The sequence below is a fragment of the Streptomyces sp. NPDC058653 genome (assembly GCF_042716895.1).
Lineage (GTDB): Bacteria > Actinomycetota > Actinomycetes > Streptomycetales > Streptomycetaceae > Streptomyces.
Genome location: NZ_JBHXRM010000028.1, coordinates 56,802 through 75,190, shown reverse-complemented (window position 1 = coordinate 75,190; position 18,389 = coordinate 56,802). Strand labels below are relative to the sequence as shown.

Annotated in this window: 20 protein-coding genes; 11 read left to right on the top strand and 9 right to left on the bottom strand. The window is 72.0% G+C overall.

Going from position 1 to position 18,389, the window contains the following annotated elements:
* Positions 1–6: 6 nt before the first annotated feature.
* Positions 7–1,110, top strand: coding sequence for a PQQ-dependent sugar dehydrogenase (locus ACFWU9_RS23300; protein ID WP_384321379.1), 1,104 nt, complete (start codon positions 7–9; stop codon positions 1,108–1,110).
* A 161-nt stretch (positions 1,111–1,271) separates the two neighbouring features.
* On the opposite strand, the gene ACFWU9_RS23295 is transcribed toward ACFWU9_RS23300, so the two are convergent.
* The gene (locus ACFWU9_RS23295; RefSeq protein WP_384321377.1) at positions 1,272–2,240 is read right to left on the bottom strand and encodes an alpha/beta hydrolase; all 969 of its coding nucleotides are present in this window, start codon (positions 2,238–2,240) and stop codon (positions 1,272–1,274) included.
* Between the two features lie 291 nt (positions 2,241–2,531).
* On the opposite strand from ACFWU9_RS23295, the gene ACFWU9_RS23290 reads away from it, so the two are divergent.
* The 7 genes from ACFWU9_RS23290 (at position 2,532) to ACFWU9_RS23260 (ending at position 8,801) form a co-directional block, all read left to right on the top strand.
* The gene (locus tag ACFWU9_RS23290) at positions 2,532–4,013 is read left to right on the top strand and encodes an ATP-binding protein (RefSeq protein ID WP_384321375.1); all 1,482 of its coding nucleotides are present in this window, start codon (positions 2,532–2,534) and stop codon (positions 4,011–4,013) included.
* A complete protein-coding gene (locus ACFWU9_RS23285; protein ID WP_384321373.1) occupies positions 4,010–4,432 on the top strand; it encodes a roadblock/LC7 domain-containing protein in 423 nt (140 codons plus the stop codon). Before ACFWU9_RS23290 ends, ACFWU9_RS23285 begins: the two co-directional genes overlap by 4 nt.
* Complete coding sequence (locus ACFWU9_RS23280) at positions 4,429–4,788, top strand: DUF742 domain-containing protein (RefSeq protein ID WP_384321371.1); 360 nt, start codon at positions 4,429–4,431, stop codon at positions 4,786–4,788. Before ACFWU9_RS23285 ends, ACFWU9_RS23280 begins: the two co-directional genes overlap by 4 nt.
* Positions 4,763–5,461, top strand: coding sequence for an ATP/GTP-binding protein (locus ACFWU9_RS23275; RefSeq protein ID WP_384321369.1), 699 nt, complete (start codon positions 4,763–4,765; stop codon positions 5,459–5,461). Before ACFWU9_RS23280 ends, ACFWU9_RS23275 begins: the two co-directional genes overlap by 26 nt.
* A complete protein-coding gene (locus ACFWU9_RS23270) occupies positions 5,458–6,699 on the top strand; it encodes a cytochrome P450 (protein ID WP_384321367.1) in 1,242 nt (413 codons plus the stop codon). The genes ACFWU9_RS23275 and ACFWU9_RS23270 overlap by 4 nt, the downstream gene beginning before the upstream one ends.
* 61 nt (positions 6,700–6,760) lie before the next feature.
* Complete coding sequence (locus ACFWU9_RS23265; protein WP_384321365.1) at positions 6,761–8,005, top strand: cytochrome P450; 1,245 nt, start codon at positions 6,761–6,763, stop codon at positions 8,003–8,005.
* A gap of 61 nt (positions 8,006–8,066) precedes the next feature.
* On the top strand, positions 8,067–8,801 hold the full coding sequence (locus ACFWU9_RS23260; protein ID WP_384321363.1) for a sulfite exporter TauE/SafE family protein: 735 nt from the start codon (positions 8,067–8,069) through the stop codon (positions 8,799–8,801).
* A 9-nt stretch (positions 8,802–8,810) separates the two neighbouring features.
* On the opposite strand, the gene ACFWU9_RS23255 is transcribed toward ACFWU9_RS23260, so the two are convergent.
* Together ACFWU9_RS23255 and ACFWU9_RS23250 are read right to left on the bottom strand one after the other, a co-directional pair.
* On the bottom strand, positions 8,811–10,151 hold the full coding sequence (locus tag ACFWU9_RS23255; RefSeq protein ID WP_384321361.1) for a 6-phospho-beta-glucosidase: 1,341 nt from the start codon (positions 10,149–10,151) through the stop codon (positions 8,811–8,813).
* Between the two features lie 60 nt (positions 10,152–10,211).
* Complete coding sequence (locus ACFWU9_RS23250) at positions 10,212–10,664, bottom strand: VOC family protein (protein ID WP_384321359.1); 453 nt, start codon at positions 10,662–10,664, stop codon at positions 10,212–10,214.
* 185 nt (positions 10,665–10,849) lie between these two features.
* Between ACFWU9_RS23250 and ACFWU9_RS23245 the strand changes: the two genes are divergently transcribed.
* Positions 10,850–11,338: a GNAT family N-acetyltransferase gene (locus ACFWU9_RS23245; protein ID WP_384321357.1), complete on the top strand. Its 489-nt coding sequence runs from the start codon at positions 10,850–10,852 to the stop codon at positions 11,336–11,338.
* A gap of 39 nt (positions 11,339–11,377) precedes the next feature.
* Here the strand turns inward: ACFWU9_RS23245 and ACFWU9_RS23240 are convergent, their stop codons facing one another.
* A complete protein-coding gene (locus ACFWU9_RS23240) occupies positions 11,378–12,154 on the bottom strand; it encodes a peptidoglycan recognition protein (protein ID WP_384321356.1) in 777 nt (258 codons plus the stop codon).
* Positions 12,155–12,346: 192 nt separating this feature from the next.
* Positions 12,347–12,706 carry a metalloregulator ArsR/SmtB family transcription factor gene (locus ACFWU9_RS23235; protein ID WP_189106655.1) on the bottom strand — a complete coding sequence of 120 codons (360 nt, stop codon included), beginning with the start codon at positions 12,704–12,706 and terminating at the stop codon, positions 12,347–12,349.
* A gap of 96 nt (positions 12,707–12,802) precedes the next feature.
* Between ACFWU9_RS23235 and ACFWU9_RS23230 the strand changes: the two genes are divergently transcribed.
* Both ACFWU9_RS23230 and ACFWU9_RS23225 read left to right on the top strand, forming a co-directional pair.
* Positions 12,803–13,960: a cation diffusion facilitator family transporter gene (locus tag ACFWU9_RS23230; protein ID WP_384321354.1), complete on the top strand. Its 1,158-nt coding sequence runs from the start codon at positions 12,803–12,805 to the stop codon at positions 13,958–13,960.
* A 135-nt stretch (positions 13,961–14,095) separates the two neighbouring features.
* Positions 14,096–15,352 carry a hypothetical protein gene (locus ACFWU9_RS23225; RefSeq protein WP_384321352.1) on the top strand — a complete coding sequence of 419 codons (1,257 nt, stop codon included), beginning with the start codon at positions 14,096–14,098 and terminating at the stop codon, positions 15,350–15,352.
* Between the two features lie 69 nt (positions 15,353–15,421).
* Here the strand turns inward: ACFWU9_RS23225 and ACFWU9_RS23220 are convergent, their stop codons facing one another.
* The 4 genes from ACFWU9_RS23220 to ACFWU9_RS23205 form a co-directional block, all read right to left on the bottom strand.
* Positions 15,422–16,582, bottom strand: a complete 1,161-nt coding sequence (locus tag ACFWU9_RS23220) for an aminopeptidase P family protein (RefSeq protein ID WP_384321350.1) — start codon at positions 16,580–16,582, stop codon at positions 15,422–15,424.
* A 244-nt stretch (positions 16,583–16,826) separates the two neighbouring features.
* Positions 16,827–17,237: a VOC family protein gene (locus ACFWU9_RS23215; protein ID WP_384321348.1), complete on the bottom strand. Its 411-nt coding sequence runs from the start codon at positions 17,235–17,237 to the stop codon at positions 16,827–16,829.
* Between the two features lie 48 nt (positions 17,238–17,285).
* Positions 17,286–17,699, bottom strand: coding sequence for a helix-turn-helix domain-containing protein (locus ACFWU9_RS23210; RefSeq protein WP_384321346.1), 414 nt, complete (start codon positions 17,697–17,699; stop codon positions 17,286–17,288).
* A gap of 50 nt (positions 17,700–17,749) precedes the next feature.
* Positions 17,750–18,226: an ATP-binding protein gene (locus ACFWU9_RS23205; RefSeq protein ID WP_384321344.1), complete on the bottom strand. Its 477-nt coding sequence runs from the start codon at positions 18,224–18,226 to the stop codon at positions 17,750–17,752.
* Between the last annotated feature and the right edge of the window lie 163 nt (positions 18,227–18,389).

Sequence of the window (18,389 nt, the reverse complement as noted above, 5' to 3'; positions counted from 1 at the left end):
GAATCCATGCAGGGAAGCAACCCGACGAAGACCCTCGCCAGGACGGCGGCGGCCACGGTCGCCGCGGCGGCGCTCGTCGCCGGACTCGTCCAGACGGCGAGCGCGAACGAGCCCCGCGCCCGCGCCGCCGGTGAGCCGACCGGCATCACCACCATCTCCACCGGCTACTCGATCCCCTGGGGCATCCACTGGATGCCCGACAACTCCTCGGCGCTGGTCACCGAGCGCGACACCTTCAAGGTCTTCAAGGTGACACCGGACGGGCGGCGGACCCAGATCGGCACCGTCCCCGAATCACAGACCACCGGCGGCGAGGGCGGGCTGATGGGCGTCGCCGTCGACCCGCAGTGGCAGAGCAATCACTTCGTGTACTTCATGCACACCTCGTCCGAGGGCAACCGGATCGCCCGGATGACCTACGACGGCACCTCACTCACCGGCTACACGGCCCTGTTGAAGGGCATCACGAAGAACAGGTACCACAACGGCGGCCGGCTCGCCTTCGGCCCCGACGGCTATCTCTACGCCACCACCGGCGACGCGCAGAACACCGCTCTCGCCCAGGACAGGAACTCGCTCAACGGCAAGATCCTTCGGATGACCAAGGACGGCCGCCCGGCGCCCGGCAACCCGTTCGGCAACCACGTCTTCAGCCTCGGCCACCGAAACCCGCAGGGCATCGCCTTCGACCCGCAGGGCCGTCTCTGGGAGGCGGAACTCGGCGAGAACGCCAGGGACGAGCTCAACCTCGTCAAGGCCGGCAACAACTACGGCTGGCCCGTCTGCGAAGGCAACTGCTCCCAGGCCGGGATGACCAACCCCAAGGCCACCTGGACCACCGCCGAGGCCTCGCCCAGCGGTATCGCCATCGTCGACAGCGCCGTCTACATGGCATCGCTGCGCGGCGAGAGGCTCTGGCAGATCCCGATCAACGCCGGCAACGAGAACGTCGGCACACCCCGGGCGCACTACGTCGGCACGTACGGGCGGCTGCGCGGTGTCACCAAGGTGCCCGGCGCCGACGCGCTCTGGCTCTCCACGACCAACGCGGACGGCAACGGCGGTGAGCCGGCCGGCGCGGACAAGATCTTCCGCGTGACGATCGGCTGAGCCGGCGCGCACCCCTCCCACGAGCGACCGCGCGCTCCTCCCACGAGTGACCGCGCGCCCTCCCCGGTACGGCCGCTGCCCCGCGCGGAACTCCCCTTCCGCGCGGGGCAGTCGGCCCGCTCCTCTCCCCCCGCCGTGCTTCCCGCCGTGCCTCTGCTCGCTCAACCGGCCAGCGGCTTCAGCAGCATCGGCAGCGCCGCCTTCAACTCGCGCTCCCAGTACGCCGGGGAGTGCGTGCCCGGGTAGAAGTGCGTCGTCACCCGGACCCCCGCCTCCCTCAGCCGCCCCGCCAGCGCCCTGGACTCCCGCTCCATGAGCGCCTCGGTCGGCGAGATCACGTCGGGGCCGAACGGGTCGTCGGGGTCCTCCAGGCCCGGGATGTGCTCGTCCGGCTCCACGTCCGGCGGATCGAGCACCCCCGCCGTCCCGTCACCGCTCGCCAGCCGGACCGGCGTGCCCCGCAGCCGCTCCGCCAGGTAATACGGGTCGTGCGCCTCCCAGTTGGCGCGCTGGGCGACCGGATCGCCCCAGATCGCCTTCCAGTCCAGACCCAGATGGTCCATGCCGGCCTTGATCGCGTGCGGGTGCTGGAGCGGATGCACGTAACCGCTGAAGCCGGCCGCCGCGCGGAACATCCCCGGCCGCCGCGCCGCGTACGAGACCGCGCCGAACCCGCCCTGCGACTCTCCCGCGACCGTGCGCCGGGTGCCCGCGCCGTACGCGCGCTCCAGGAGCGGGAGTACCTCGTCCAGCTGGAACCTCTCCACGGCCGGGGGCCCGCCCGCGCCCCCGTTCCACCAGTTCGTGTAGAAGCCGAACAGCGGCATCTGCGGCATCACGACCAGGACGTCGCGCAGTTCGGGCAGGTCCTGCACCCGATGGTCGCGGGTCCAGCTCTCGTGGTCCCCGTCGCCGCCCGCGAGCAGGAGGAGCACCGGCCAGCGGTCGTCCGGCCGGCGCTCCTCCCACCCGTCAGGGGTGGTCAGCCGCACCGTCGCCGTCCGGCCCAACGCCGGTGAATCGACGGTGAGATCGACGATCCCCTGAGCGGTACTCCGCTCGCTGACGACGCGTACCCCCGGTCTTCCCGGGTTCCTCGGCCTTCCGGGCCGTGGGATCTCGACGCGCATACGGCACCCCATTCCTGTCGTCTCCTGTCGTCGTGTTCCGCCTTCGACGCTACGGAGCGACCCGGTGCCTCCACATCCCGCCGCAGGAGTCGCCCGCTACTCCGGGCGGCGTACGAAGGCCGTTCTCATACCGGACACATCGGGCGGCGGTCACCCCGATAGGGGCAATTACGAGTGCATCTCCCCAAGAACGCGGTGCGCACACGCCCGATGACGGTGTGTACTGTGCGGGTCCGCCCCCGGGTCCAACCGAACCCGCCCGAAGTCCCCGATCCTCCCGAGGTCCGTCCGATGATCGAGATAACGGTTCCGGCCGCGGCCGGCCTGGCCGCCGGGACACTGCTGGCTCTCGTCCTGGCAGCGGTGCTCCTTCGCTCCCGTCGTGACCGGTCCGGGCTCCGTGCGGAGATCGGCGGCCTGCGGGAACAGTTGGAGAACACCCGGACCAAGGCCGAACGCGCCTCCCACGAGCTGACCGCGGAGATCGCCCATCTCACCGAGAGGCGCCTCCCCGCGGTGGCCACCCGTGCCGCGCACCCGCACGCCCAGGTGCCCGGACCGGTGAACCCCGTCTTCGCCCGCACCGGACCAGGCGCTGCTCTGGAAGGGGTGCTCGACGGCCTGCTCGGCGCCATGAGACAGGAGCGCAAGAGGGTCGACGCCGCGGCCCGGGCCGGTATGCGCGGCACCACCCGCGAGATCCAGGCCGGGCTCTACCGGCTCCAGGACGTGCTCAGGGGACTGCAACAGCAGTACGACGACCCCGAGTTGGCACAGACCCTGTTCGCGCTCGACCACGAGAACGAGCAGTCGCTGCGGCGCGCACAGGTCGCCGCGGTGGTCTGCGGTGCCTGGGTGGGGCTGGCCCGTGAGGAGTCGCACCTGGTGGACGCGGTGACCGGCGGTCAGTCACGCCTGGTCGGATACCGCCGCGTCCGCGTCAACAACCATCTGGAGCCGGGCACCGGGCTCGTCTCGCACGCCGTCGAGCCGGTCGCGATCATCGTCGCCGAACTCCTCGACAACGCGCTGCGGCACTCCTCACGCGACACCGACGTCACCGTGAACCTGGAACGCGCCCACCACGGGGTCGCCGTCACCATCGACGACGCCGGAGTCGGCATGTCGGCCGACGAACGCGCGTACGCGCAGCGGATGGTGGCGAGCAGCGAACCGATCCTGCTCTCCGACCTCGGCGACCCGCCCCGGATGGGACTGGCCGCGATCGGCCAGCTCACCCGGCAGTTCGACCTGTCCGTCGACCTCTCGACCCCGTCGCCGTACGGCGGCGTACGAGCGGTGCTGCTGGTCAGCAACCATCTGCTCAGCCATGTCGACCCGGTCCTCAGACCACCGGCCGCCGCCGCGCCGCGCTCCACCCGTCCGGCCGGGGCGCCGGAGCCGCCCAGGCAGGAGGCGAACGGGAAGCTGCCCGTCAGGACCGCCGCGTCCTCGCGGACCATGAGGACCCGTCACTCCCCCAAGTCCATCGCGTCCATCACCCCCGAGACGCTCACGGCGGCCCACCCGGCCCACACCGAGCTCCCCGGCCCGGCCGCCACCATCCCGATCGACGACGACCTGCCCCAGCGCAGGCGCCGCCGCGCCCGCCCCGCCGCCGACACGGCACCCCCGTCCGTCCGGCCCGTTCCTCAGCAGGCCCAGCCATCCGCCCGTACCCCCGAAGACTCCGCCGCGGCGCTCGGCGCGCTCCAGACCGGCACCGCAGCGGCACGATCCACCGCCGACCCCGAAGGGAACGACCCGCGATGAAAAGCCGCGACGCCGGCGAAACGGCGTGGGTGCTCGATCCGATCCTGGAGATCCCGCATGTGCGGGCAGCCGTCCTCCTCACGAGGGACGGCCTGGTCTCCGGTTACACGGAGGCGCTCAGCCAGGCCACCGCCGAACGCACCTCGGCGATCACCAGCACCGTGCAGGGCGCGTGCCGTACGGCCGCCGCCGCCTTCGCAGACAAGGACGAGGCGGACATCCGACAGATCGTCATCGAGTCCGACCACGGTTACATCCTGGTCGCGCCCACCTCGCACGGCACCTGTGTCGCCGCGTACGGGGGGCCCGAGGTACGGCTCGACCTGCTCGCCCACCGCGTGCACTCGCAGGTCGCCAGACTCGGTGAGAAAACGATGACCGCCGCCCCCCGCGCGGGCGAGGGCGGCACTCCGGCATGACCGGCCGCAGGAGCGGCCGTCCACTCGTTCCCGCCTATCTGTCCACCGGCGGGGTGGCGCGGCCGCGCCGTACCGAGCTGGAGCGGCTATCGCTGCTGACCGGCGGGACCGGGCCCGCCCCCGACGGACTGCCCGCCGCGAGCCACGCCCTGTACGACGTGCTCGACGGCGGAACGCTCACCCTGGTGGAAGCCGCCGCCCTGCTGGAGCTGCCGGTCTCCGCCGTACGCGTACTCGCCGCAGAGCTGGCGGAACAGGCTCTGGTGAACGTACGCCCGCCGGTGCCCCCGGCCGCCCTGCCCGCCTCCGACCTGTTGAAGAGAGTGGCCGATGGCCTCCGCGCCCTCAAGCAGTAGCACCAGCGCCGGCGGGCTCCACCTGCCCGACACCACGAGCGAGTTGGTCAAGATCCTGGTGGCGGGCCCCTTCGGGGTCGGCAAGACCACCCTGATCGACTCGGTGTCCGAGATCCGTCCGCTGCACACCGAGGAACACCTCACCGAGGCGTCCGTGTCGGTGGACAACCTCGCGGGCGTCCGTGACAAGACCACCACGACCGTCGCGATCGACTTCGGACGGATCAGCCTGGGCGCCGGGATCGTGCTCTATCTGTTCGGCACCCCCGGACAGGAGCGCTTCCGCGCCCTGTGGGCGGACATCGCCCACGGCGCGCTCGGCGCGCTCGTCCTCATCGACACCCGGCGTATCGACGACTCGTTCGACGTGCTCGGGCTGGTCGAGGAGTCGGGCCTGCCGTACGCCGTGGCGCTCAACACCTTTCCCGACTCGCGCCCCTACACGGAGGAGCAGCTGCGCGGCTCGCTGGATCTGGAGCCCGGCACGCCGATGATCGTCTGCGACGCCCGGGACACCAACTCCTCCGTCGACGCACTGCTGGCGCTGGTACAGCATCTGATAGCGGCTCACGCGGCGAGCCGGCCCGCCGAGGCCGTGACCTCGGCCGAAGCCGTCGCCGGCGCCGTCGAGAGCGGCGCCGCGCCCACCGAGGGAAACACGGTGACCTGGTGACCACCTACCCCCCACCCGCGAAGGCCTTCTCACTCTCGGCGCCGGTCCGGCTCTGGGACGAGGGCTTCGCGGCCGATCCGCACAGCCGCTACGAGGCCCTCAAGGCGCAGGGCCCCGTCGGCTGGGGCGAACTCGCCCCGGGCGAGCCCGCGTACATCGTCACCGACCGCCGGGCCGCCCTCGACATCCTGCACGACCCCGACACCTGGTCGCACGACTCACGGGAGTGGGAGTCCACCGCCGCCCCGGACTCACCGATCCTCAGCATGCTGAAATGGCGCCCCAATCCGCTCTTCAACGACGGCGCGGCGCACGCCCGTTACCGCACCGCGCTCATCGACGCCTTCGACCTCGTCGAGCCGCACGACCTGCGCGAGCGGGTGCACCGCGCCGTGGACCTGCTGGTGGGGCGGTTCGGCCCGGCGGGCAGCGCGGACCTGGTGGACGACTTCGCCCGTCCGCTGATGACGCTGATCTTCAACAACCTCTTCGGACTGCCCGACAGCGAGAGCGTCCGGCTCCACAACTCCATCGGCCGGCTCATGGAGGGCGGTGAGGAGGCCGCCGCCGGTGAGGCGGAGTACGGCCTGTACGTCACCGAGCTCGTCACCGCCAAGACCCTCAGACGCGGGGACGACCTGACCAGTTGGCTGATCGACCACCCGGCGGACCTCGCGTACGACGAGGTCGTCTGGCAGGTCTTCATCATGATGGCCGCCGGCCACGAGCCCACCGCGAACCTCGTCGCCAACGCGCTCTCCCGGATCCTCGGGAACCCCGCGTACTACTCCACCCTCACCAGCGGCTCCCGCCCCGTGATGGACGCGGTCGTCGAAGTGCTGCGCCACGAGACCCCGTTGGCGAACTACGGCATCCTCTACGCCCGTGAGTCGCTGACCTTCCACGGCGTCTGGGTGCGCAGGGCGGTGCCGGTCATCGTCAGCTACGGAGCGCTCGGCTACTTCTCCGAACAGGACGACGCCGGAGTACCCCACCATCCGCACGACGCCTCGCACCTGTCCTGGGGCGCCGGCGCGCACAAGTGCCCCGTCAAACAGCAGGCGCTGCTCATCGCCACCGAGGCCATCGAGCGCATCACCCAGTGGCTGCCGGACCTGGAGCCCGTCATGCCGCGCGACCAACTCGCCTGGCGCCCGGGCCCGTTCATCCGCTCCCTGCGGTCACTGCCCGTCCGCTTCACCCCACGTACGCCGGACACCGCCGTCTCCACCCCCTGACGACGTCCGGCGGTCCGCCCGTCACCTCCGTGACCCACCCCGAGAAGTCAGGAGACCGAGCATGACGACCGAGATCACCCGCGTGGCCATCGATCCCTTCGGCGCGGACATCCCCGCCGAGACCGCCCGACTGCGCGAACTGGGCTCCGTGGTCCCCGTCGACCTGCCCGGCGGCATCCCCGCCTGGGCCCCCACCGGCTTCGCGTCCCTGCGCGCCCTCATGCTGGACCCGCGCGTCAGCAAGGACCCCCGGCTGCACTGGTCGCTCTTCGACGAGGCCAAGGCGAGGCCCGAGTGGAGCTGGATACTCGGCTGGGTCGACGTGGTGAACATGCTCAACACCTACGGCCCCGACCACACCCGTCTGCGCAAGCTCGTCTCGCCGAGCTTCACCCACAAGCGCACCGAGGCGATGCGGGCACAGGTCGAGGAGATAACCGCCGACCTCCTCGCCGGTCTCGACGCCGCCGCCGCGGCGGCCCCGGGCGAGCCGGTCGATGTGAAGGCCCGCTACGCCCAACCGCTGCCCATGCGGCTGATCTGCGAACTGTTCGGGGTACCCGAGCACCTGCGCGAGGCCGCCGTGCGGATGATGGACGACATATTCGACACCTCCGACCCGTCCCCCGAACGAGCCGCGGCCGTGCAGGAGCAGATCGGCGCGGTGCTCCCGGCGCTCATCGCGTACAAGAGCGAGAACCCGGGCAACGACATGGCCACGGAGCTGATCCGGGTACGCGACGAGGAAGGCGGCCGGCTCACCGACGACGAACTCTTCTACACCTTCCTGCTCGTCATCGGCGCTGGGTTCGAGACCACGGTCAACCTCATCGGCAACGCGATCGTCACCCTCCTGAACCACCCCGACCAGCTCGCCGCCGTCCGCGCCGGTGAAGTCGGCTGGGAGGCCGTCATAGAGGAGGTCCTGCGTGTGCACCCCTCGATCGCCAGCCTCCCGCTGCGCTACGCCGTCTCCGACATCACGATCGACGGTGTCACCATCCGGGCGGGCGACGCCATCGTGACCACGTTCGCCGCCGCGGGCAACGACCCCGCCCAGTACGGGCCCGACGCCGCCGAGTTCGACATCCACCGGGGCGCGGACGAACACCTGTCGTTCGGTATCGGCGTCCACCGCTGCGTCGGCGCGCCGCTCGCCCGGATGGAGGCCCTCACCGCCCTGCCGGCGCTCTTCGACCGCTTCCCGGACATCCGACTGGCTGTCTCAGCCGACCAGTTGGAGCAGGTGCCGTCCTTCGTGGCGCTCGGCTGGCAGAGGGTACCCGTGCTGCTCCACGGCAGGTGAGGGGGCGTCACCTGATGACGATGGGGAGGGGAACGGGCCGCACAGGGAGCCGGGGAACGTCGTGACCGGCGCGCTGGGCCAGGGCCTCGGCGGCGGGGTGTTCGCACTCCTCGCCGCCGTGGTCGCGCTCGCCGCGTTCGTCCAGGGGACGAGCGGGCTCGGCTTCGCCCTCATCGTCGCCCCGGTCGTCGGCATGGTGGACCCCGGTCTGCTGCCCGTCTTCCTGCTGGCCTCGATGATCCCGCTGAATCTGTACGTGGCTTGGCGGGAGCGCGCCGACCTCGACGTACGCGGCGCCCGCTGGATCTCGGCGGCGCGCCTCGCGGCCACGCCCGGGGGACTGGCTCTGCTGTGGGCGGTCCCCGAACGCCACCTGGGCGTGGTCGTCGGCGCCGCGACCGTGCTGGCCGCGCTGGTGAGCCTGCTGGCACCCGCGTTCACCCCGGGCCGGGCCGCGTACATCGGTGCCGGCGCCGTCACGGCTCTCACCGAGACGGCGACCGGCGTCGGCGGCCCGCCGCTCGCGCTGGTCTACCAGCACCGGCCGCCGGCGGAGCTGCGCTCGACGGTCGCCGTCTGCTTCCTTGTGGGCGAGGTCGCCTCTCTGGGGCTGCTGTTCGCCACCGGGCAGGGCAGCCCCGGCCAGGCGTGGCCCGCGCTGCTGCTCCTGCCCGCCCTCGCGCTCGGCGTACGGCTCAGCCGTCTCGTACACCACCGCGTGGACGCGGCGAAGCTGCGGATCACGGTCCTGGTCTTCGCGACGGTGTCGGGCGCGGTGCTGATCGCCGGATTCTAGGGATGTCCGTCAGCGCAGATACGCCAGGCCGGGGTGCGCGCCCACATAGCCGTCCAGCAGCCGCCGGGCCACGGTCACCGAGTCGACGAGCGGATGCAGCGCGAACGCCTTCACCGCCGCCGTACGCGAGCCGTTCTCCGCCGCCGCCAGCACCTCGCGCTCGACCGCCTTCACCGCACAGACCAGAGCGGTGGCGTGATACGGCAGCGGTGCCGCCGAGAGCGGGTGGGCGCCGTTCGCGTCCACGAGGCAGGGGACCTCGACGACGGCCTCGGGGTCCAGCACCGAAAGGGTGCTGCCGTTGGGGACGTTGAGGATGAGCGTCGAGCGGCTGTCGTGGGCGATGGCCCGCATCAGGGCGAGCGCGACCCTCTCGTACCCGCCCGACTCCAGGTCCTCGGGGGCGCGTTCACCGGCGCCGGCCGCTTCGCGGTTGTGCGCCATGTAGGTGGCCTCACGTTCGGCGCGGGTACGGTCCCAGGACTCCAGCGCGGGTGCGCCGGGCCGCTCCATCTCCTCGTAGAAACGGGCCTGTTGGTCCCGGAGGAACGCGCCACGTGTGCGCTCGGCCTCCCGGTAGGCGCGTACCGTCTCGCGGTTGAAGTAGTAGTAGTGCAGATACTCGTTGGGGATCGAGCCGAGGGAGCGGAGCCAGTCGGCGCCGAACAGCCTGCCCTCCTCGATCGAGCCCAGCAGTCCCGGATCGGCGAGCAGGCGCGGGAGTTGGTCGCGGCCGTCGATACGCAGACCCCGCAGCCAGCCGAGATGGTTGAGGCCGACGTAGTCGATGAAGGCGGTGCCCGGATCGCCGCCGAGGACGCGCGCGACGCGGCGGCCGAGTCCCACGGGGGAGTCGCAGATCCCGATCACGCGCTCGCCGAGATGGCGCGCCATCGCCTCGGTGACCAGCCCGGCGGGGTTGGTGAAGTTGATGACCCAGGCGTCCGGCGCCAGCCGCGCGACCCGGCGCGCGATCTCGACGGCGACGGGCACGGTGCGCAGCCCGTACGCGATGCCTCCGGCCCCGACGGTCTCCTGACCGAGCACCCCCTCGGCGAGCGCCACGCGCTCGTCGGCCGCGCGGCCTTCGAGACCGCCGACCCTGATCGCCGAGAAGACGAAGTCGGTGCCCCGGACCGCCTCGTCCAGATCGGTGGTGACGGTGACCCGCGGCGCGTCCGGCACGCCCGCCGCCTGGTCGGCGAGCACCCGGGCGATCGCGGAGAGCCGGGCGGTGTCCACGTCGTGCAGGACGACATCGGTGACCCGGCCCTCGGCATGGTCGCCGAGCAGCGCGCCGTACACCAGGGGGAGCCGGAAGCCCCCGCCGCCGAGGACCGTGAGCCTCATCCGACAACCACCTTCGACGTGCGCCGCGGATGTGGTGCGGCGAGGGACAGTTCGGTCCCGTTATACGTCACCCCGGAGGCCGGAGATGTTCTCGGTGTTGGCACCGCCGCCGACGGGATCGGGCTGTCGCGCGGGCTCGGGCGAGACGGCGAGCGTGAAGGAGTGCCCGGCCGGATCGGAGTACGTGCGTACGTCGCGCGGGCCGCTGTTGTTCTTCGCCTCCACCGGCCTGGCGCCGAGCCCGACCGCCTCGCGCTCGGCCTCGTCCATCTCACCCCGCTTCACCAGGATGCGCAGATGGGCCTGCTGGGAGTCGTCGGGGCGGGGCCAGCTCGGGGGCGCGTAGCCGTGATCGCGGTGGATCGCCAGATGGACGCCGTTGTTGCCGACGACCTCCACATAGTCGGGGTCGCCCCACGGGCGGATCTCCGCGTCGAGCAGACCGGCGTAGAACTCGGCCAGTTCCATGGGTTCGGCACAGTCCAGAACGAGGACAGTCGTCTTCTCAACCATGCTCTCGCGTGTACCCGCCGTCGTCGTCGGCATACGGCGGGTCGGGTCGGCATACGGCGGCGCGACGGGGCGGGCGGGTCGGCGGGGCGGGTAGGTCGGCGGGGCGGGTAGGTCGGCGCCGCGGGTGGGTCGGCGCGGCGGGAAAGCGCTGGCGGCCCCGGCCGTCCCCCCGGCATGCTGGCCCCATGCTGATCAGGGAAGCCACCCGCGAGGACTGGGCCGCCATCTGGCCGTTCTTCCACCGGATCGTGGCCGCGGGCGACACGTTCACGTATCCGACGGACCTCGGTGAGCAGGTGGCGAGCGAGTGGTGGCTGCTCGCCCCGCCGAACCGTACGGTCGTCGCCGTCGACGAGGCGGGCACGGTCCTCGGCACCGCCAAGATGAACAACAACCACATGGGCCCCGGCTCGCACATCGCGAGCGCCAGTTACATGGTCGACGCGGCCCACACCGGCCGGGGCGTGGGCCGGGCGCTCTGCGAGTACAGCCTGGAGTGGGCGCGTTCGGCGGGTTTCCGCGCGATGCAGTTCAACGCGGTGGTGGAGACGAACACGCACGCCGTGAAGCTCTACGAGTCACTCGGCTTCACGGTGCTGGGCACGCTCCCGGAGGGCTTCCGCCATCCGGTGCAGGGCTATGTGGGGCTCCACATCATGCACCGCGCGCTCTGACCGACTCCGCTGTCTCCTTTTCTACGTCTTCTATGCCCTCTACGTCTCGGGGCGGCCCTGTAGACGGGCGGCGCGTTCGCGTATCCGGGGGAGCGCCCCGTAGAGGGCGCCGCCGGGGCAGCGCGTGGAGTAGCCGTCACGGTGGCCCGAGACCGTACGGAAGATCTGGCGGGTGCCCTTCTTGTACCGGCTGCCGTCGTTGGTGGACACCAGCGTCGTCGTGCCGCGCGGGTCCACCCCGTACAGGCCGAGCTTCCACGCGATGAGCTGGGCGAGCGACTCGACCATGGCCTCGGGCACGGTCTCGCCGTCGCTGAAGTCGCCTATGGCGGCGATGCCGACCGTGCCGACGTTGAACCCCAGGGTGTGCGCGCCGACGACGGGGTTCTCGATGCCGCCCGCGCGGCCCTCGTAGATGACGCCGCCCCTGTCGACGAGGAAGTTGTAGCCGATGTCGTCCCACTGCCGGTTGTCGACGTGGTCGACGGCGAAGGTACGGATGAGATGGGGGACCTCGGGGCGCGTGTAGTCGTTGGGGCCGATGGTGTGGTGGATGAACACGGCCTTGACCGCGTTGGCCGTACGCTCCGGCTTCCGGTGGGGCGGGGGCTTCGTCTGCCAGAACGTCCGGGGCTCGACGGCGGGTGCTGTGCTGCCCCAACGGAGCGCCTGCTCGGGGCGTGCCTGCGGGCGCGAGGGAGGGGCGGACCCGTCCTCGCCGGCTCTGCCGGCGGCGTCGGCGGCCAGGGTGAGGCCCGCCCCCGCTGCGGCGGCCCAGCCCATGCCACGAAGCAGCACGCGCCGGTCGATGCTCATGTGGTCGAGCGTATGGCGACACGCCGGTGTCCGCCTCCCCTCGGGGGTGCCTCTCCGGTGACTTTTCGGGGGCTCCCGGGGTGCTCCCGGGTTCTCGCCGAGGGGGCGGGCCCGGGCGACGGGATTCGAACAGTTCGGCCAGACGGAGGTCGTACCCGACGGTGCCGATCGGCGAAGGGGCAGGCCAGGGCCTCAGTCGTGGGAGGGGCGGCCGTCCAGCTGGTGGTCGGCCAGACTGAGCGCCTCGTCGATCACGCGCCGCAGATGGCCGTCCCGGAGGCTGTAGACGACCCGGCGGCCCTCCTTGCGGGTGACCACCAGACCGGCGAGCCGCAGCTTGGCGAGGTGCTGGCTCACGGCGGGGCGGGCCGCGCCGCACATCTCGGTCAGCGTCGTCACGTCCGCCTCGCCGCCGGCCAGCCCGTGCAGCAGGACCAGCCGCGTGCGGTCGGCGAGCACGGCGAAGACCTCGGCGGCAAGCGTGAACTGCTCCTCGCCGGGGATGGGCGGGTGCGCATCGTGCGCAGGTGATAGTTGCATGCGTGCGTTCATATGCACATAATGGCGAACGGGGTACGCGGCTGTCCACCCCTCACCCCGCCGCCCCTGGAAGTCGGTCCACCGCCCCCGCGTCGGAAGGCCCCAGCGATGAACGCTCCGCACGGACACGATGACCCGTACGAGGGCGAGGGTCTCGGCCACACCCACAGCCATGGGCACGCCCCCGCTGGCCACGCGCACCCTCACCACGGGCACACGCACCCTCACGGGAAGCCCGACGGCCCGCGGGTCGTGCGGTGGTGGTGGCGGGTTGGGCATGTTCTTGCGCCGCACTCCCATGAAACCGTCGACAAGATCGACTCCGCCCTCGAATCGTCCGCGAAAGGCATGCGTGCGCTCTGGGTCTCGCTCGTCGTGCTCGGGGGCACGGCTCTCGCGCAGGTGGTCGTCGTCGTTCTGTCCGGATCCGTGGCGCTGCTCGGTGACACCGTCCACAACGCCGCCGACGCCCTCACCGCGCTGCCCCTCGCCGTCGCCTTCGTGCTCGGTCGGCGGGCCGCCACCCGCAGGTTCACCTACGGGTACGGGCGGGCCGAGGACCTCGCGGGCATCGTCATCGTGCTGACCATCGCAGCCTCCGCCGTCCTCGCCGCGTGGACCGCCGTCGACCGGCTGTTCGATCCGCAGCGGATCAGCTATCTGCCGGCCGTCGCCGCCGCGGCCGTCGTCGGCTTCGCCGGGAACGAGTGGGTCGCCCGCTACCGCATCCGCGTCGGCCGCGAGATCGGCTCGGCCGCCCTGGTCGCCGACGGGCTGCACGCCCGTACCGACGGCTTCACCTCGCTCGCCGTCCTGCTCGGCGCGGGCGGCGCCGCGATCGGCTGGCCGCTCGCCGACCCGATCGTCGGGCTGCTCATCACCGCCGCAATCCTCCTCGTCCTGCGCGACGCCGCCCGCGAGGTGTTCCGCCGGATCATGGACGCCGTCGATCCCGCGCTCGTGGACGACGCCGAGCGGGCGCTGCGTGCCGTCCCCGGCGTACGGGCGGTGGGCGAGCTCCGGCTGCGCTGGATCGGGCACCGGCTGCGTGCGGAGGTGGCCGTCGTGGTGGACGGCGAGCTGACCGTACGTCAGGCGCACGACGTCGCCGTCGCGGCCGAGCACGCGCTGCTGCACGCCGTGCCCGGGCTGACCGCCGCCCTGGTGCACGCCGACCCCGCCGCCACCGCCGACGGGGCCGACCCGCACGCGGCGCTGACCCACCACACCCTGGCCGACGGCCACGCCGTCGCCCATGTCGCCTGATACCCACGCTATTTGACGATCTGTCAGCACTGTTACGCCCGAGAGGGGAGATCTCTCCCTCATCGGCCCTTGTCGGTTACATGACACCCTCACTAGCGTGTGCCGGGTTCCATCCCCCACACCGAGGAGACCGGCATGAAGGACCGAGCGAGACCCACGTACCGGCGTCGGATCACCGTGGCCCTCTCCCTGCTCGCCTGCGTAGGCGTCGCTGTCGCCACACCACCGGCCGGAGCGGCCGACGGCCAGAAATCAACGCGCGTAGCATCCTCACCGACCTCCTGGTCGGCGGATCTGACCCGCATCACCTCCGACGACGTCAACGTCCGCTACACCGACGGTGCGTTGAGCGTCCGGAGCACCGCCTTCCGGCCGGCGTCGGCGGAGGCCGGTCAAGGCTACGGCACCCAGGTGCTCGCCGCCGAGGAACTCGACACCCCGGTCAACCGGGTCAGCGCCGAACTCGTCGCCGACACACCCGCCGGCGCGGAGGTCGCCGTCGACGTACGCGGCCGCTCCGCCCAGGGCACCTGGACCGAGTGGACACCGGCCGACGGCGGACCCGCCGTCCTGCCCCGCGCGGTCACCACCGTCCAGGCCCGGATCACCCTCTGGGACGAGAAGGGCGACGCGGCCGTACGGAGCCTGCGGCTCTCCGCCGAGAAGGGCGCCGCGCCCAGGACCGCGGCGGGCGCGACCGCCGTCACCGCCCGGGTCTTCGCCACCCGCGAGGGTCTCGTCGGCCGTACGACCGCCAACGGCCATGTCATCCAGCCCAACGACCACTTCGTCGCACTGCCCTCGCGCCGTGGCCTCTCGCCCAACGGCAGCGGCCAGTACTCCGTGCAGGTCTGCGGGCCCGCCCGCTGCGAGACCGCGCCGGTGTGGGACGTGGGTCCCTGGAACACCAAGGACGACTACTGGAACCCCTCCCCGACCCGGGAGATGTTCAAGGACCTGCCCCAGGGCAAGCCCGAGGCGCAGGCCGCCTACGAGAACGGCTACAACGGCGGCCGGGACGGCTCCGGCCGTGTCGTTCTCAACCCCGCCGGTATCGACCTCGCCGACGGCACCTTCTACAACGTCGGCCTGAACGACAACGGCTGGGTGACCGTCACCTACCTGTGGACCGGCGACCAGACGGGCAAGTCCTTCCCGACCTGGGGCACGGACGTCCGTATCCGACAGCAGGCGACCACCGCGTCGCCCGAGGTGGCGCGGCTGGCCGGTCCCACGACGGTCAACGTCAAGTGCCAGGTCCACGGCCAGCGGATCACCGTGGACGGCATCACCAACGACGGCTGGGCCTATCTGCCCGCCTTCGGCGGCTACATCTCCAACATCTTCATCGACGTGGTGGAGTCCTGGCTGCCCGGCGTACCGAACTGCTGAACGGGCGGGGGCACTTGGGACCGCAACGGCGGTTCCAAGTGCCCCCGCGCGCTCGCCGGGGGCGAGGCTCTAACCGACGATCGCCAGCTCCCGCTCCGTCGTGTTGAGCCGGCGGCCCCCCGCCTCGGTGACCGTCACGATGTCCTCGATCCGGACCCCGAAGCGGCCCGGCAGATAGACGCCGGGCTCCACCGAGAAGCACATGCCGGGGACGAGCGGCAGCTCCTCGCCCTCGACCATGTACGGCGGCTCATGGGTGGTGACACCGATGCCGTGGCCGGTGCGGTGGATGAAGTACTCGCCGTACCCGGCCTCCGTGATCACCGCGCGCGCCACCCGGTCCACCTCCTGGCAGGCGATACCGGGCCGCACCGCCTCGCAGGCGGCCTGCTGCGCCGCACGCACCACGTCGTGCACGCGCCGCTCCTCGTCGGTGGGCTCGCCGACATGCACGGTGCGCGAGGTGTCGGAGCCGTAACCCTGGCACAGCCCGCCGAAGTCGAGCACGACCATGTCGCCGTTCCCGATGACCCGTTCACCCGCCTCGTGGTGCGGGTTGGCGCCGTTCGGGCCGGAGCCGACCACGGTGAAGTCGACCTGGGAGTGGCCGGACCCGCGCAGCAGACCGGCGAGATCCGCGGCGACCTCGGTCTCCCGGCGGCCCGCGAACGGCACCTTCTTGATCTCCTCGTACGCCGAGTCGGCCGCCGCGCCCGCCGCCGCGAGCCGCTCCACCTCCCGCGCGTCCTTGACCGCGCGCAGCATCGGAAGCGCGTTCGTCAACGGCGCGTAGGACGTGCCGGGCAGGGCTTCCTGGAGGCCGATGAGATGCAGGGCCCAGGTGTTGTCGCTGATGCCGTAGCGGCCGGTGGGGGCCAGCGCCGGCGCGGTCACCCCGTACGGGTCGACGCCGTCGGTCCAGTCCCGCAGGGTCAGCGCGGGCGCGCCGACGGCCTTCGCCGCGTCGGGCGCCTCCAGCTTGGGCACCACCAGCACGGGGCCGGTGTCCGGTGTGAGGACGAGCAGGGTGAGGCGCTCGGTGTCGGCGGGCGGCCGGTAGCCGGTGAGCCAGACCATGTCGGGGCCCGGTGCCACGAGGACGCCGGCCAGCCCGGCGGCCGAGGCGTCGCGAACGGCGCGCTCCATCCGGGCGCGGTAGTCGTCGGCGGTGAAGGGGGCCGGGGCCGCCCCGGCGGCCGGGGGCGGGGTGGATGCGTCGCTGCCAGTCATACGCCCATCCTGCCGCCGCCCCGAACCGCCCCGCGACCCCGCCCCGCTCCCGGTGCCCGCCGGGGCCGCACGGCCGGGCGCCGCCGGACGGGACCTGACTAGTCCCGTCCGGCGGCGCCCGCGCCCGATCCCGTCTCCCGGTCCGACGGCGGGGCCGACGGCGGGTCCGACGGCGGGGTCGGACGATCGTCGTGAGGTGGCCGGCCATCAGCGGCCGGGCTCTCCGGACGCTCCGGGACGGCGGCTACGACTTCGGCTGGGTGAAGCGGATGTTGTTGCCGAACGGGTCGCGGAGCCCGCAGTCGATGCCGTACGGCCGCTCGGTGGGCTCGTCGGTGAACTCGACGCCGCGGCCCTTCAGCGTCTCGTACGTCCCGCGGCAGTCGTCCGTGCTGAAGATCAGGGAGCCGCCGGTGGCTCCCTTGGTCACCAGTTCACGGACCTGCTGGGCGGTCTCGTCGGACATCGCCGGCGGGCCCGGCCGCTCCAGCAGGATCTGGCGGTCGGGGTGGCCGGGTACGTTGACGGTCAGCCAGCGCATGAAGCCCAGGTCGACATCGGTGTTGACCTCGAGCCCGAGGGTGCCGACGTAGAAGTCGAGTGCCTCGTCCTGGTCGAGGACGTAGATCTGTGAGTGCGTGAGTGCGTTGAACATGGTCGCCACGCTACGGCCGGAGCCCGCCGAAAACTTGTCCAGAACTGCTCAGTCCGGAGAGGGGGCGCCGCTCGGCCGCGTCCAGGCCCTCGTGAAGCACGTCGGTACGTGCCGGGTGGCCGCCGCCACCTCCTTGCGGTACGTCCTCGGCGGCCGGCCGACGATGTCGCGGAAGGTCCGGCTGAAGGTCGCCGGACTGGAGAAGCCGACCTCGAAGCAGATGTCCGTCACACCGCGGTCCGTCTCCCGCAGCAGGAACATCGCGCGCTCCACCCGTCTGCGTTGCAGATAGCGGTGCGGTGTCTCGCCGAACGTGGCGCGGAAGGTCCGGGTGAAGTGCGCCGGCGACACATGGGCGATCCGTGCCAGGGCCGGGACGTCGAGTGGTTGCGCGTAGTCGCGGTCCATCGCGTCCCGCACCCTCAGCATGCGGCGATTGGTCTCTTCCACGGCGCGGCCCACACGACCATCACACCACGGGTGGTACGTGGTCCCCACACCGAGGCGGACCACTACGCGCGGTCCGCCGGGTGGGTGTGCAGCCGGGCCCAGAACGTGGTCGAGTTCCCGCCCTCGTACCCGTGCGCCTGGGCGAGCGCGGCGACGATGGACAGCCCCCGGCCGCCCTCCCCGACGTGCTCCAGATCCTGCTCCGGACCCGACGGATAGGGAATGTGGCCGTGGTCGCTGACACTTATCGTCAGGGCGCCGCGGCCCCGGTGGAGCCCCCGGTGGAGCGCGATGTGCACCGGACTTCGACCGTGGCGGAGCGCGTTGGTCACCAGCTCGCAGACCACGAGGATCGCGTCGTCGACGGTGGCGCGCGGCAGCCGCCACCCGTGGAGCACACCCGCGGCCCTGCGGCGGGCATGAGCCGCGCCGGTGAGACCGATGTCCGGCAGGCACCAGATGTGCCGTTCACCGGCGGGCGGCAGGTCCTTGGCGGGCGGCAGGTCCGGGGCGGCGGGCTGAGGGGCCAGAAACTCCATGATCCTCTCCTGGGAAACGAAACTCTCCAGCTCCCACCGAAGCGCCTGGCGCCGGCCCGGGGAAGGGTGTGGCGGTGACCGGACACCGCCGTGTCCGGTCCTCCGGCGCGCGCCACCGCCTTGGAGAGGGACGATGGAAGGGGTGCGCCGGCAGCGGAATCGC

Coding starts and splice junctions, on each gene's coding strand:
- ACFWU9_RS23240 (WP_384321356.1), bottom strand. CDS start 12,154: ATGAGCATCGACCGGCGCGTGCTGCTTCGTGGCATGGGCTGGGCCGCC.
- ACFWU9_RS23300 (WP_384321379.1), top strand. CDS start 7: ATGCAGGGAAGCAACCCGACGAAGACCCTCGCCAGGACGGCGGCGGCC.
- ACFWU9_RS23225 (WP_384321352.1), top strand. CDS start 14,096: ATGAAGGACCGAGCGAGACCCACGTACCGGCGTCGGATCACCGTGGCC.
- ACFWU9_RS23205 (WP_384321344.1), bottom strand. CDS start 18,226: ATGGAGTTTCTGGCCCCTCAGCCCGCCGCCCCGGACCTGCCGCCCGCC.
- ACFWU9_RS23250 (WP_384321359.1), bottom strand. CDS start 10,664: ATGGTTGAGAAGACGACTGTCCTCGTTCTGGACTGTGCCGAACCCATG.
- ACFWU9_RS23255 (WP_384321361.1), bottom strand. CDS start 10,151: ATGAGGCTCACGGTCCTCGGCGGCGGGGGCTTCCGGCTCCCCCTGGTG.
- ACFWU9_RS23235 (WP_189106655.1), bottom strand. CDS start 12,706: ATGAACGCACGCATGCAACTATCACCTGCGCACGATGCGCACCCGCCC.
- ACFWU9_RS23265 (WP_384321365.1), top strand. CDS start 6,761: ATGACGACCGAGATCACCCGCGTGGCCATCGATCCCTTCGGCGCGGAC.
- ACFWU9_RS23220 (WP_384321350.1), bottom strand. CDS start 16,582: ATGACTGGCAGCGACGCATCCACCCCGCCCCCGGCCGCCGGGGCGGCC.
- ACFWU9_RS23245 (WP_384321357.1), top strand. CDS start 10,850: ATGCTGATCAGGGAAGCCACCCGCGAGGACTGGGCCGCCATCTGGCCG.
- ACFWU9_RS23280 (WP_384321371.1), top strand. CDS start 4,429: ATGACCGGCCGCAGGAGCGGCCGTCCACTCGTTCCCGCCTATCTGTCC.
- ACFWU9_RS23290 (WP_384321375.1), top strand. CDS start 2,532: ATGATCGAGATAACGGTTCCGGCCGCGGCCGGCCTGGCCGCCGGGACA.
- ACFWU9_RS23275 (WP_384321369.1), top strand. CDS start 4,763: ATGGCCTCCGCGCCCTCAAGCAGTAGCACCAGCGCCGGCGGGCTCCAC.
- ACFWU9_RS23295 (WP_384321377.1), bottom strand. CDS start 2,240: ATGCGCGTCGAGATCCCACGGCCCGGAAGGCCGAGGAACCCGGGAAGA.
- ACFWU9_RS23285 (WP_384321373.1), top strand. CDS start 4,010: ATGAAAAGCCGCGACGCCGGCGAAACGGCGTGGGTGCTCGATCCGATC.
- ACFWU9_RS23215 (WP_384321348.1), bottom strand. CDS start 17,237: ATGTTCAACGCACTCACGCACTCACAGATCTACGTCCTCGACCAGGAC.
- ACFWU9_RS23230 (WP_384321354.1), top strand. CDS start 12,803: ATGAACGCTCCGCACGGACACGATGACCCGTACGAGGGCGAGGGTCTC.